The organism is Phyllobacterium sp. 628 (assembly GCF_014189505.1).
GTDB lineage: Bacteria > Pseudomonadota > Alphaproteobacteria > Rhizobiales > Rhizobiaceae > Phyllobacterium.
In genome coordinates, this window is record NZ_CP050301.1 from 3574846 (window position 1) to 3587484 (window position 12639).

A 12639-nucleotide genomic window follows, 5' to 3' on the forward strand; every position below is an offset into this window, starting at 1 on the left:
GCGACATAAATATTTATCGCCGTTCAACACTTACGTCATGATTCCGCTGTATTTTTTGGAAGAATCCGCTCATATATCAATCGTCTCTTTTTCTGAAAGATCACTCCGTGCCACTCCATATCGAGCTTGTCGGCAGCCTGGCTGCCCTGATCACCACCCTGTGCTGGGTTCCGCAGATCATCAAGATCGTTCGGCATCGGGATACTGGCAGTATTTCGCTCATCAGCAACGTATCTCTGGCACTTGGGGTTCTGCTCTGGCTGTTCTACGGCATCATGATCAGCTCATGGCCGGTCATGGCGGCAAATGGCGTTACGCTGTTGCTCATACTGACCATTCTTGGGCTTAAGCTGCGCTTCGGCTGAGACTACGCGCCGTCCTGCCATTGCAGATTGAAACAGCTGGCTAAAAATACAATTCTACATAGGTTTTCCTTCGATATTCCAGCAGGCATTCTAAACCCGACTTTCTCCAGAACAGGTGGGCTAGGACGGGATGGCAGCGGTATTTCATGTCAAGGCATATGCTTATCAATCCGAACTGCTTGAACGCCGCTTTCCCTTCCGCAACAAATTTCTCGATATTGTCCGGGATAATCTGAACGACTGGATCATTTATTATCAGCCGAAGCCACCGCCCGGCTCGGTTCTGTTCCGTCGCAGCGGCTATTTCGCAGCAGCGCGGATTACCGGCATCTTTCCGGAGCGGCAGGGCTATTCCTGTGCAGAGCTCGACCAGTTCATCGAATTTCGCGTTGCCGTTCCGCTGGGCATGCACGACCCTGCCTCGGGAACCAGCCGCTATTTTGAAGACGGCATGCAGGACAGCGACGGCTCGGTGAACTCCTCCCGCGTTCAGCAGGAGGTGCGGGCTATTTCCGACTTGAACTACCAACGCATCCTGGAGGCGGGTGTCGGCGGCCATATCTGGAACCGGATACCGGATGAAGAGCGGGGATCCGGTTTTGCCGAAGACCCGCCAGCTTCCGCTGAAAGGACACGCATCCTGTTGTCACGGCCTTTGCGCGACCGCATCTTCCGGCATGTGGTCAGCAATGCCTATGGACTGCGATGCGCCATGACTGGCGTTTCCTTGCGAACTGCGGACGGACGGCACGAGATTGAATGCGCACATATCATGCCGGTGGTGCATGCGGGACCGGACTCCGTGCGCAACGGCATTGCACTGTCACGTTCCGTGCATTGGATGTTTGACAATGGCCTCGTCTCTATCGGAGAGGATTACAAGATTTTGAAATCCAGACACACCGGCGCCCGGGGTCTCGATGCCCTCTTTCATAAATCCGGGTATATTTCTGTACCGAAGAATCGTGATTTCCAGCCTCGCCCGGAGTTTCTGCGCTATCATCGGGCGCATATTTTTGTACAGCGCTAACGCTGATCAAGACGGTTTAGATAGCTGCCATGCTGACAAGGCTCCTGACAACCTTATGTCAGTAGCCTGCCGCGAAACGTGACTTTTCCTGACTTGGCTCTTTCCATTTTGCCTGACTCCCACCATATTCAACCTATGGTTAAATCTCCTGACAAATATAACGCGGACGGTTTCGGCGAAGCGCCGCAGTCTGAACTGGAAGGCGCACCGCTTTCCGGCTCGATCAGCGATTGGGCCAAGCAGATTTCCGAGGAAACGGCCAAAGCACAGCCCAAACCCGCTAAACCGAAGAAAACTGCCGCGAAGGAAACCAGCAGTTCGCGGACCTCGCGCGGCACCTCCATCGGCGGATCGAACGATCCGAAAACCCGTGCAGCTGCAGGTCTCAATCCGGTAGCGGGTATGGACATTGCGCTGGAAGATGTCGGCAGTTTGCCTGCCGGCGGGGCAACCGCGACCGTGGCCGCTCTTTCCGCACTTATTGAAAGCGGCAATCCGCTATTCAAGAATGGTATGGCGTGGCAGCCGCACCGCCCCGCCCGGCCTTCGAAATCCGAAGGCGGCATCGCCATCCAGATGGAAACCGAGTTTACACCATCCGGCGACCAACCAACGGCTATTCGCGATCTTGTTTCCGGCATCAGCGACAATGACAAGACGCAGGTTCTGCTTGGTGTTACCGGTTCCGGTAAAACATTCACGATGGCCAAGGTTATCGAGGAGACCCAGCGTCCGGCGCTGATCCTCGCACCAAACAAGACGCTGGCAGCACAGCTTTACGGGGAATTCAAATCATTCTTCCCCAACAATGCCGTCGAGTACTTCGTTTCCTACTACGATTATTACCAGCCGGAAGCCTATGTGCCGCGCTCGGATACGTTCATCGAAAAGGAATCGTCGATCAACGAACAGATTGACCGGATGCGCCACTCGGCCACCCGCTCGCTGCTCGAACGCGATGACGTGATCATCGTTGCATCGGTGTCCTGCATTTACGGTATCGGCTCGGTCGAAACCTATACCGCCATGACCTTCGAAATGAAGATCGGTGACAAGCTGGACCAGCGGGCGCTGCTCGCCGATCTCGTGGCACAGCAGTACAAACGCCGCGATATGGATTTTACCCGTGGCTCATTCCGGGTACGTGGTGACACGATCGAACTGTTTCCGGCCCACCTTGAGGACCGCGCCTGGCGCATCTCCATGTTCGGCGACGAGATAGAGACGATCACTGAGTTTGATCCGCTGACCGGCCAGAAAACCGGTGATCTCAGTCAGGTCAAGATTTACGCCAATTCGCACTATGTGACACCGCGTCCGACGCTCAATCAGGCGATCAAGTCGATCAAGGAAGAGCTGAAGCATCGTCTGGTCGAATTGAATGAGGCTGGCCGTTTGCTTGAAGCCCAGCGGCTTGAACAGCGTTGTACCTTTGATCTCGAAATGCTCGAGGCCACCGGCTCCTGCGCGGGTATCGAAAACTATTCGCGCTATCTCACCGGCCGCAAACCGGGCGAGCCGCCACCCACATTGTTCGAATATATCCCGGACAATGCGCTGGTGTTCATCGACGAGAGCCACGTCACCGTTCCGCAGATCGGCGCGATGTACAAGGGCGATTTCCGCCGCAAGGCAACGCTGGCCGAATATGGCTTCCGCTTGCCATCCTGCCTCGACAACCGCCCGTTGCGTTTCGAGGAATGGGACGCCATGCGTCCGCAAACCGTTGCGGTATCCGCCACGCCCAGCAACTGGGAAATGGAAGAATCCGGCGGCGTCTTTGCCGAACAGGTTATTCGCCCCACCGGTCTGATCGACCCGCCGGTCGAGGTCCGCCCGGCCAAATCGCAGGTGGATGATGTTCTGGGCGAAATTCGCGAGACATCGGCCAAGGGTTACCGCACATTGGTAACGGTGCTCACGAAGCGCATGGCGGAAGATCTCACCGAATACCTGCATGAGCAGGGCATTCGCGTGCGCTACATGCACTCGGATATCGACACGCTGGAGCGCATTGAGATCCTGCGTGATCTGCGCCTTGGGGCGTTTGATGTGCTCGTCGGCATTAACCTGCTGCGCGAGGGTCTGGATATTCCGGAATGCGGTTTCGTTGCCATTCTCGATGCGGACAAGGAAGGGTTCCTGCGTTCGGAAACATCGCTGATCCAGACAATTGGCCGTGCCGCGCGTAACATTGACGGCAAGGTCATTCTCTATGCCGATCACATCACCGGTTCGATGGAACGGGCGATGGCGGAAACCAGCCGCCGCCGTGAAAAGCAGGAGGCCTACAACACCGCACACGGCATCACGCCTGCCAGTATCAAGAAGAATATCGGCGATATTCTCAACAGCCATTATGAACGCGATCACGTGCGTGCGGATATTTCGGGCTTTGCCGAATCCGGCGCGATGATGGGCAACAATCTCAAGTCGCATCTCGAACATCTGGAGAAGCAGATGCGGGTGGCTGCCGACGATCTCGACTTCGAAGTCGCCGCGAGACTGCGCGACGAAATCAAGCGGCTGCGCGAGACGGAACTGGCCATATCCGATGATCCGATGGCGCGCGAAGTCGAACTGGAAAGTCCTGTCAGCGGCCGCACCAAGGGCAGGCACAATGCAGGACGCGCCATGCATCGCGTGGTGACGGACGAGAACAGCGATCCGAATTCGCCGCTGTTCCGCAAACCGCATCTGGATGAGATGGGCGGCGATACCACGCGGCCGTTGGGTGCGGGCAAGTTCCGCAAGAATACGCTGGACGAGATGACGGTGGGCCGGACGGAAAAGCCGGTTCCGGGCATCCTGCCGGATAAACCCACTTCAACCGCCACCAACCGCAACGATGAGACGATCATCAGGCGGGAGCGCAGCGGTATCGGATCGTATGAAGATTCGAACGATGCCCGCAAGAAGCGCCGGCCCGGCAAGACAGGACGACCCGGGCGGTAATCCGGGTCGTACCATGAGGGAGAGTGAGGATTGCGAGGATTGTATTTGAAAGCAATAGGTTGATTGTTTTCACCCCCTTCTGCCCTGTCGGGCATCTCCCCCACAAGGGGGAGATCAGCCTTCATGGCTGTTTCAGACAACCTTCAATGTTGAAAATTGAGCAAGATTCTTGATGTCGAAGTGATCTCCCCCCTTGTGGGGGAGATGCCCGACAGGGCAGAGGGGGGTGAAACACTAATCACCACAGACCTTGTGTATCTTGACAGCTCTCTTCCCGCCCGCACAGGCGTGGGAAAGCTGAGGCATACGAAAACACTTACCCCTCCTGCTCTCCAAACACCTGCTGCCCCACCCGTTTAATCTCGGCAGAAAATTCCGGGTCATCCACAGCCCGCGAAAGGACAACCGTCCCCACCAGACCGGCCATGATCGCAATCGCTTTTTCACGCTGACGGGCTTTCGAGCGGGCAGTCACAGCATTCACCAGAATACCCAGAAGCGACTTTGTACCCTCGGTGAACCGTGACCGCACCGCACCACCGCGCCGTGCAACATCCGGTGCCAGCGCCGCCATCATGCAACCGCTCATTTTACCTTCGCCATGCGAATCGCCGCTCAAATAGGACTTCGTGATGGCTGCCAGCGTATCGTCGGGAAACTCTTGGGCGAGGCTGGTCCATCTGCGCACGGACACAGCCATGGCGGCAGCGCAGGCCTCGGCAATCAAATCTTCCTTCGACTCAAAATGTCCGTAAAACCCACCATGGGTGAGACCGGCGCTCTTCATGACATCGGCAACGCCGATGCCGTCAAAGCCCTTCTCACGAAACTGCTGACCGGCAATGTCGATAATCCGTGTGCGGTTTTCTGCTGCCTGCTCCCTGCTCACGCGCATGAAACATCCCTTCAAAAAAACTGAGTTGACAATTTATATGATGATCGTCATCAATAGTCAAATATGATGATCGTCATCTAAATCACTTATCGGCCAGCCTGAGGCGGATTCACTCAACCGCCCTACACGGAAAACGAACATGATTTCTTCTCCTCTCGCCGCCGCCCTCGCCCGGCGCAATGTGCACTACGGCTGGGTCGTCGTTGCCGTTACCTTCCTAACCATGCTGGTCACCGCCGCAGCGGTTGGTGCGCCCGGCGTTCTTATCGTCCCGCTGGAAAAAGAGTTCGGCTGGACCACCGAACAGATTGCCACCGCCTTTTCCATCCGCCTGTTGCTCTTTGGCCTCATGGGCCCGTTTGCTGCGGCTTTCATGAACTATTTCGGCGTGCGCAAGGTTGTTTGCGTGGCGCTGGCATTGATTGCGGGTGGTTCCTTTGTATCGCTGGCAATGACGCAGGTATGGCAACTTATCCTGCTCTGGGGCGTCGTGATCGGCTTTGGTACCGGACTGACTGCCATGGTCCTCGGTGCGACCGTCGCCACCCGGTGGTTTACCAACCGACGCGGACTGGTGCTCGGTATGCTGACGGCAAGCTCGGCAACCGGACAGCTGGCCTTCATGCCGCTCATGGCCTGGATCAGCGAAAACTTTGGCTGGCGCGCGGCAACAATGATGGTGTGCGGTCTGCTGATCATTGCCGCCATTGCTGTTTTTCTCTTGATGCGCGACCGGCCTTCCGATGTTGGCCTGCCAGCCTATGGCGAGGATGAGGTTACAAATACCGCGCCAGTGACAGGCGGACTCCTGACACTGATCCTCATGCCGTTGCAGGTTCTCAGGGAAATTTCCCGCAGCAGCACGTTCTGGGTTCTGTTCGCTACGTTTTATATATGCGGCGCCAGCACGAACGGACTGATTCAGACACATTTCGTTTCGCTCTGCGGTGATTATGGTCTGGCCGCTGTTACCGCTGCGAGTGTGCTGGCAATGATGGGCTTCTTTGATTTCTTCGGTACGATCGGCTCCGGCTGGCTGTCCGATCGTGTCGACAATCGCTGGCTCCTGTTCTGGTATTATGGCCTGCGGGGTGCGTCGCTGCTCTTCCTGCCCTACAGCAATTTCTCCATCTATGGCCTGTCGTTGTTTGCCATGTTCTATGGCCTCGACTGGATTGCCACCGTGCCGCCGACAGTCAAATTGGCAACCGACCGTTTCGGCCGTGAAAAGGCGGGCATGGTGTTTGGCTGGATCTTCGCCGGTCACCAGCTTGGTGCCGCATCGGCAGCCTATGGCGGCGGCTTTGCCCGCACCGAATATGCCAGCTACCTGCCCGCATTCTTTACCGCCGGTATCCTTTGCCTGATTGGAGCGCTTCTCGCATTGACCATAGCCAAAAAGAGCAAGGATGGTGCCGTGGGCGAACCGGCTCTGGCTCACTGAAATGGGATGAGGTGAAACCTGCTTTGATCAACCTGGTCGAGGCAGCAAAGCGTCTGCGGCTGGAACAGCGAGAGTAAACTATTGAGCGATACGCGCGCGGCGGCCGGCAGCTTTTGCCCGGTTGCCGCACGCTTCCATACTGCACCAGCGGCGCGTGTGGTTTTTGCTCGTGTCATAAAACACGACGCAACAGCGTTCATTGCTGCATTTTCGAACATTCGTCCCTTCAGTGGCAACGAACCGGGCAAAATCATGGGCGATATCCGCCAGAACGCGATCCGGTCCTGTGGTCACCGGCTTGGCGCGGGTGGCCCATCCGCTGCCTGAATTTTCCAGAATGGTCGCAACGGGATGCTCCGCCATCCGCCGGTTGATATCGGCGATGAAATCAGGATTGAGCGCCGTTCCCGCAGCAAGACCGTTTGCTGCCTCGCGCAACTGCGCACGAAACGATCTCGTCTCGATCAATGCTGTGTCAAACGCCTTCGCGCCGCTTTCGCCAGTCGGAAGATCAGTCGCCCTTGCCCAATCCATAAAGGCGTCGCCGCCAGCGAGCAGATCAACAAGCTCGCCATCGATAATCTGCGTGTTGACGAAATCCAGCCACAGGGCATTGCCCAAAAAAATGAACGACATGGTGCTTCCTTCCATTTCTTAAGAAGTAACCATCAAAATACGATTTGACAAGTTACTTCTATGCGAGTAACCATCAAAATGTAATTTAGACGGTGAAAGACAATCAAGCCAGGAGTCAAAGTGATGTCAAAGTCGAACGGACATGCACGTCCAGTGATCAGCTACCGGATGCAGGAAGTCGAAGGATTAAACATTTTTTACCGCGAGGCCGGGCCTCAAGATGCGCCGACGCTTCTGCTTCTGCACGGATTTCCCACGTCATCGCATATGTTTCGCGATCTGATTCCGCTGTTGGCCGATCGCTATCACGTGGTTTCGCCCGATTATCCCGGCTCCGGTTATAGCGACGCACCGTCGAACAAGGAGTTTGCATACACATTCGACCATCTGGCCGACATCATAGACGCTTTCACACAAAAGCTCGGCCTTAAGCGCTACGCGCTGTATTCGCAGGATTTTGGCGGTCCGGTCGGATTCCGCCTCGCTACCCGCCATCCGGAACGGGTGACGGCGATTTTCGTGCAGAATGCCGTGGCGCATGAAGAAGGCCTGTCCGAGGGCTTTGATACTGCGCGGCGCCTGTGGGCCAACCGCAATGCGGAAACCGAAGCCGCTATGCGCCGCCATCTCGTGATTGAGGACACGAGGGGTCAATACCTGTTCGGTGCCAAAGATCCCGCAAGAATCAACCCCGATGCGTGGACGCACGCACAAGATGGCCTAGACCGTCCGGGAATTGCCGACGCCCAGATCGACCTGCTTTATGATTATCAGTCAAACCTCAAGCAGTACCCGCATTTTCAGGCCTATTTCACCAAGCATCAACCACCCATGCTGATCACATGGGGCAAGCATGATCCATTCTTCGCTCTTGCTGGTGCCAACGCCTATGCCAAGCAACTGCCCGAAGCCGAATTGCATGTTTTCAATGGCGGGCATTTCCTGCTGGAAGATCATGCCGAGGAAGTGGCGGAGCTAATGCGGGAATTTCTTGAACGGACGCTAATTGCTTGAACGCGTTATTCCCCTGTGGGGAGAACACCGGCACCTCCCTCTCCGTCATCCTCGGGCTTGACCCGAAGATGACGGAGGGAGAAGTCAGCTACAATAGTAGCGGCGCTAGACATGGTTCGTTTTCGATAGGATCAAGGTTTAGCCTGTAATGCTCAATCAGCCACCCATCTCAAAATCAGCGAGCCCAATGCAGCCGAAGCGGTTTGCTCGTCCACGCAACCGCAGGTCATATCCCGCGAGATGGCTTCCGCCGCACCAATGATACCGACACAGCGCAATCTCAGATCATCAGCTGATAATGCTGAATAGGGTGCCAGCGCCTTGCAATAAAGATCGACATAGCTGTCGATCAGCCCCTTTGAAACGCTTCCATTTCTTCATCGCCCTTGAGCGCGGCCGAAATCGCATGCCATTCCTGCCCGATCAGCCGATAGCAGGCCATGTAGGCCTCGCTGACAACCTTGGCTGCTGTGCTCAATTGCTTAGGGGATTGCTCAAGTGCCACGAGCAGGTCATCAACCTGCCGTTGATCCAATTGCTGGTAGAGCGCGATGAGCAGGCCAGCGCGCGTGCCAAAATGTTCATAGGCTATCGGCTTGCTGACCCCGGCCCGTTCCGCCAGATAACCCAGCGTCAACGCATCGGTACCCTGCTCACGGATGATGCCGAGCGCAGTTTCCATAAGCTGATCCCGCCGCTGGGCTTTCGGCATTTTCTTCGCTGTGGCGTGGCTCATGCGGCATTTTCCTTTTCGTCAAGAATAGCAATGGCAGCCCTTGACTTGCAATCTCGCATCATCATATTACCATTAGTAACTTACTAATAGTAGTAAATTTGATCTTCGAAGGAATCGCCTTTCGGGATCGCTGTTGCCTAGCTTTATAGAGGAGATTGACCATGTCTACAGCCATCAAAAACCCGGTCCTGATCATCGGCGGATCAGGGATCGTCGGTGCCCAAGCGGCACAGACATTACGCCGGTTGCATCCAGATTTACCCATAGCCATTGGCGGGCGTGATATCGACAAGGCAAAAAGCGTTGCCGCAGCCATTGGCAATGCCGAGGCGGTGGTGATTGATCTCGACCGCGCTGATCTCGGTCTGCCTGATGCCGAGGCCTACAGCGCCCTCGTCCTGTTTGTGAAAGACGCGACGCTGAACAGCCTGAAATATGCGCAGGCATACAAACTGCCCTACCTGAGCGTTTCCAGCGGCGTGTTCGAAGTGGGTCCCGAAATGGCATATTACATTCGCAATCCCGGGAGTTCGCCCATTCTTATGGCCAGCACATGGCTTTCCGGCGCGGCGCTTTTTCCCGCCCTGCATGCGGCCAAAGAATTTCGCAGCATTGATGACATCTCCATCGCCGTTGTGCTGGACGAACAGGATATGGGCGGGCCAGCAGCCTTTGCCGACTTTGAGCGGCTTACCCAGTCCGCGCCCAACCCGCTTATATTCAAGAATGGCAAATGGCATTGGATCAAGGACGAGGAAATCAATCGTCGCATTATCGATATCGATGGCGTTGAGGCGGAAGCCAGCGCCTATTCTCCGCTTGACGTGCTTGGCCTTGGTGTGGCCACCGATGCAAAATCCATTCGCTTTGATCTGGTCTATGGTGAATCGGCGAGCCGTCGCCGCGGCGAAGCTTTCTCAACTGAGATCATCATTGAAATCAGCGGTGAACTGAAATCCGGCGAACCGGCAAAAACCCGTCTCGATATTGTGCACCCGCAGGGCCAGGCCCCGCTTACAGCACTGCTCGTGGCGCTTGGAATCGAGCGTCTGCTTGGCCTTGCCGGGGGCGAAAAGGTCGCTCCAGGCCTCTATTTCCCCGACACACTGATCGACGCGGACTATGTGATTGGCCGGATGAAAGAGTTCGGTACGGTGTTCAAACAGGACAATGCAACAAACCATCTGTGGGTTTCCGGGGAGAAGCGACATATCACTCGCGCATAAGCGAAAAGGGATGCTAAGGAGTTCCGCGCGCGCTATCCTCGCGCGGAATCACCCACCTGTCTGGAGAAGCAATGAAGGTCGATATCGACATGGGAGCGGCGCCCGCAGGCGCAAAAGCCATGCTCGATCTGGAAGAGCTTCTGGCAACCCGTCTGCTGGTACAGGGCAATTCCGGCTCCGGGAAATCTCACCTGCTTCGCCGCCTGCTCGAACAGAGCGCCCAATGGGTGCAGCAATGCGTGATTGATCCCGAAGGCGATTTCGTTACGCTCGCTGATAAATACGGCCATGTGATTGTTGACGGCGCCCGCACGGAAAATGAACTGACACGTATTGCTGCGCGCATTCGCCAGCACAGGGTTTCCGTGGTGCTTGACCTTGAGGGTCTCGATGTCGAGCAGCAGATGCGCTGCGCCGCAGCGTTTCTTGGCGGCCTTTTCGATGCGGAGCGCGATTACTGGTATCCGATGCTTGTTGTGGTGGATGAAGCCCAGCTCTTTGCCCCAGCGGTTGCGGGCGAAGTCTCGGATGAGGCACGCAAGCTATCGCTCGGTGCCATGACCAACCTGATGTGCCGTGGCCGCAAACGCGGCTTGGCAGGCGTGATCGCCACACAGCGGCTCGCCAAACTGGCCAAGAACGTTGCGGCTGAAGCTTCCAACTTCCTGATGGGTCGTACGTTCCTCGATATTGATATGGCCCGCGCCTCTGATCTTCTTGGTATGGACCGGCGGCAGGCTGAACAGTTTCGCGATCTGGCGCGCGGGCATTTCGTGGCGCTGGGACCTGCCCTGTCGCGCCGTCCCCTGCCGGTCACAATCGGCGCTGTGGAAACATCCGCCCGCTCGTCCAGCCCGAAGCTGACACCGCTGCCGCAACAGGCGGATGATGCGCGCGATCTGATTTTTACGCCCGCACCAGAAGAACGCCGCCCTGTCGTTCGCCGCACGCCGCCGCCACCGCAACCAACCCCGACCGCAGATATTCTGGCGCAGTTGACCCAGGCCAAAACAATGTCCGAGGCAGAGGCTCCGGCGATGTCATTGTTTCCGGAAATCGATCAGGCCGAGCGCAATGGTCTGATTGACGGCGTGATGCAGGAAATTCTCGGCGATCCCGATGCCGGTTTCCGCACGGATGCGGTTCTCTATCAGGATTTTCTGGTGCGCTGCCGTATCCGGCGGGTGCCAGGCGAAGCACTGTCGCTTCCCGCTTTCCGCCGCAAGCTCGCGGTCGCCCGTGCAGGCATCGATGGCGAGACAGCGCAAAGCGAGCCGTGGCAACAGGCACTCGAACTTTCCAAGAGCCTGCCGGACGATGTGCAAGGCGTGTTCTTCATCGTGGCGCAGGCGGCTGTTACCGGAAATCCATGCCCGTCAGATGCAACGCTGGCGCGCGCTTATGGCACCCATTCTGCCCGCCGCGCGCGGCGGCTGCTGACCTATTTCGAAGAACAGGGATTGGTTGTCGTGCGTACGGATTTTGCCGGCAACCGCGTGGTTGCCTTCCCCGACCTTGGCTGTGAGACAACAGCCGGTGATCCCAATGGGCCAGACGACGGCGCGCAGGAAGCTGCTGAATAGTCAGTCGATATCCGCCAGCAACCCTGCCAGCTCGCCTAGATGTTTGATCTCCCGGAAACGCGGCTCGGCAACAGGCGCATCCACGTGCTCGAACACCCATGTCAAACCGTGCGGGATATAGACGCCCCACCCGCCAGCCTGGATCGCCGGAACCACATCAGATTTCAGCGAATTGCCGATCATCATGCTCTGCGCCGGGCCATCACCATGACGGCTGAAAATACGCTCATACGTTGCCTTGTCCTTGTTGCTGACGATTTCCACCGCATCGAAGAAATCACCAAGACCGGATTGCGCCAGCTTGCGCTCCTGGTCGAACAGGTCACCCTTGGTGATCAGCACCAGCCGATACCGGTCTGCCAGTTGTTCCAGCGTCTGCTGTACATGCGGCAACGTTTCGATGGGATGGGTCAGCATTTCGCGGCCGGCCGCGAGAATCTCGCCAAGAACGGTTGATGGTATATCGCCATTCGTAACTTCCAGCGCCGTCTCGATCAGCGACAGTGTAAATCCCTTGATGCCGAATCCGTAAAGATCGAGATTGCGCTTTTCAACTTCGAGGAGCCGGTCGGAAAGGTCAGGCACATCCGTATAAGGGGCAAGGAGCGCCTCGAAATGCTTTTCCGAAAGGCGGAAGAACTGTTCATTTTCCCAAAGAGTATCGTCTGCATCAAAACCGATTGTTGTAAGGGAGGATTTATCTGGCATGTCTCTGAACTCATGGCTTGCTGAACAGATGTCGCGACCTGTGTAAC

11 protein-coding genes are annotated in these 12639 nt (G+C 56.6%); 7 read left to right on the forward strand and 4 right to left on the reverse strand.

Going from position 1 to position 12639, the window contains the following annotated elements:
* Positions 1 to 107 precede the first annotated feature (107 nt).
* The 3 genes from HB779_RS19180 (at position 108) to uvrB (ending at position 4350) form a co-directional block, all read left to right on the forward strand.
* Complete coding sequence (locus HB779_RS19180; RefSeq protein ID WP_188343825.1) at positions 108 to 365, forward strand: SemiSWEET family sugar transporter; 258 nt, start codon at positions 108 to 110, stop codon at positions 363 to 365.
* A 130-nt stretch (positions 366 to 495) separates the two neighbouring features.
* The gene (locus tag HB779_RS19185) at positions 496 to 1395 is read left to right on the forward strand and encodes an HNH endonuclease (protein ID WP_188343826.1); all 900 of its coding nucleotides are present in this window, start codon (positions 496 to 498) and stop codon (positions 1393 to 1395) included.
* 135 nt (positions 1396 to 1530) lie between these two features.
* Positions 1531 to 4350 carry an excinuclease ABC subunit UvrB gene (uvrB, locus tag HB779_RS19190; protein ID WP_188343827.1) on the forward strand — a complete coding sequence of 940 codons (2820 nt, stop codon included), beginning with the start codon at positions 1531 to 1533 and terminating at the stop codon, positions 4348 to 4350.
* A 316-nt stretch (positions 4351 to 4666) separates the two neighbouring features.
* On the opposite strand, the gene HB779_RS19195 is transcribed toward uvrB, so the two are convergent.
* Positions 4667 to 5245, reverse strand: coding sequence for a TetR/AcrR family transcriptional regulator (locus HB779_RS19195; protein WP_188343828.1), 579 nt, complete (start codon positions 5243 to 5245; stop codon positions 4667 to 4669).
* A 139-nt stretch (positions 5246 to 5384) separates the two neighbouring features.
* Between HB779_RS19195 and HB779_RS19200 the strand changes: the two genes are divergently transcribed.
* Positions 5385 to 6689, forward strand: a complete 1305-nt coding sequence (locus HB779_RS19200) for an MFS transporter (protein ID WP_188343829.1) — start codon at positions 5385 to 5387, stop codon at positions 6687 to 6689.
* A 78-nt stretch (positions 6690 to 6767) separates the two neighbouring features.
* Here the strand turns inward: HB779_RS19200 and HB779_RS19205 are convergent, their stop codons facing one another.
* Positions 6768 to 7325 (reverse strand): ABATE domain-containing protein, encoded by a 558-nt coding sequence (locus HB779_RS19205; protein WP_188343830.1) that lies wholly within the window; start codon positions 7323 to 7325, stop codon positions 6768 to 6770.
* Positions 7326 to 7448: 123 nt separating this feature from the next.
* Here HB779_RS19205 and HB779_RS19210 point away from each other — a divergent pair, with 123 nt between their 5' ends.
* A complete protein-coding gene (locus HB779_RS19210) occupies positions 7449 to 8339 on the forward strand; it encodes an alpha/beta fold hydrolase (protein WP_188343831.1) in 891 nt (296 codons plus the stop codon).
* A 349-nt stretch (positions 8340 to 8688) separates the two neighbouring features.
* On the opposite strand, the gene HB779_RS19215 is transcribed toward HB779_RS19210, so the two are convergent.
* Positions 8689 to 9075, reverse strand: coding sequence for a TetR/AcrR family transcriptional regulator (locus HB779_RS19215; protein ID WP_244642425.1), 387 nt, complete (start codon positions 9073 to 9075; stop codon positions 8689 to 8691).
* A 161-nt stretch (positions 9076 to 9236) separates the two neighbouring features.
* Here HB779_RS19215 and HB779_RS19220 point away from each other — a divergent pair, with 161 nt between their 5' ends.
* Positions 9237 to 10301, forward strand: coding sequence for an NAD(P)-dependent oxidoreductase (locus tag HB779_RS19220; protein ID WP_188343832.1), 1065 nt, complete (start codon positions 9237 to 9239; stop codon positions 10299 to 10301).
* 71 nt (positions 10302 to 10372) lie between these two features.
* Complete coding sequence (locus HB779_RS19225; protein WP_188343833.1) at positions 10373 to 11884, forward strand: ATP-binding protein; 1512 nt, start codon at positions 10373 to 10375, stop codon at positions 11882 to 11884.
* Here HB779_RS19225 and HB779_RS19230 read toward each other — a convergent pair whose 3' ends face one another.
* Entirely contained in the window at positions 11885 to 12592 is a 708-nt protein-coding gene (locus tag HB779_RS19230; protein WP_188343834.1) for an HAD family hydrolase, read from the reverse strand. It lies immediately after the preceding gene.
* Between the last annotated feature and the right edge of the window lie 47 nt (positions 12593 to 12639).

What these genes read in the sequence shown, in the direction of transcription:
- HB779_RS19185 (WP_188343826.1), top strand. Translation starts at nt 496, where the DNA reads ATGGCAGCGGTATTTCATGTCAAGGCATATGCTTATCAATCCGAACTG.
- uvrB (WP_188343827.1), top strand. Translation starts at nt 1,531, where the DNA reads ATGGTTAAATCTCCTGACAAATATAACGCGGACGGTTTCGGCGAAGCG.
- HB779_RS19195 (WP_188343828.1), bottom strand. Translation starts at nt 5,245, where the DNA reads ATGCGCGTGAGCAGGGAGCAGGCAGCAGAAAACCGCACACGGATTATC.
- HB779_RS19200 (WP_188343829.1), top strand. Translation starts at nt 5,385, where the DNA reads ATGATTTCTTCTCCTCTCGCCGCCGCCCTCGCCCGGCGCAATGTGCAC.
- HB779_RS19205 (WP_188343830.1), bottom strand. Translation starts at nt 7,325, where the DNA reads ATGTCGTTCATTTTTTTGGGCAATGCCCTGTGGCTGGATTTCGTCAAC.
- HB779_RS19210 (WP_188343831.1), top strand. Translation starts at nt 7,449, where the DNA reads ATGTCAAAGTCGAACGGACATGCACGTCCAGTGATCAGCTACCGGATG.
- HB779_RS19215 (WP_244642425.1), bottom strand. Translation starts at nt 9,075, where the DNA reads ATGAGCCACGCCACAGCGAAGAAAATGCCGAAAGCCCAGCGGCGGGAT.
- HB779_RS19220 (WP_188343832.1), top strand. Translation starts at nt 9,237, where the DNA reads ATGTCTACAGCCATCAAAAACCCGGTCCTGATCATCGGCGGATCAGGG.
- HB779_RS19225 (WP_188343833.1), top strand. Translation starts at nt 10,373, where the DNA reads ATGAAGGTCGATATCGACATGGGAGCGGCGCCCGCAGGCGCAAAAGCC.
- HB779_RS19230 (WP_188343834.1), bottom strand. Translation starts at nt 12,592, where the DNA reads ATGCCAGATAAATCCTCCCTTACAACAATCGGTTTTGATGCAGACGAT.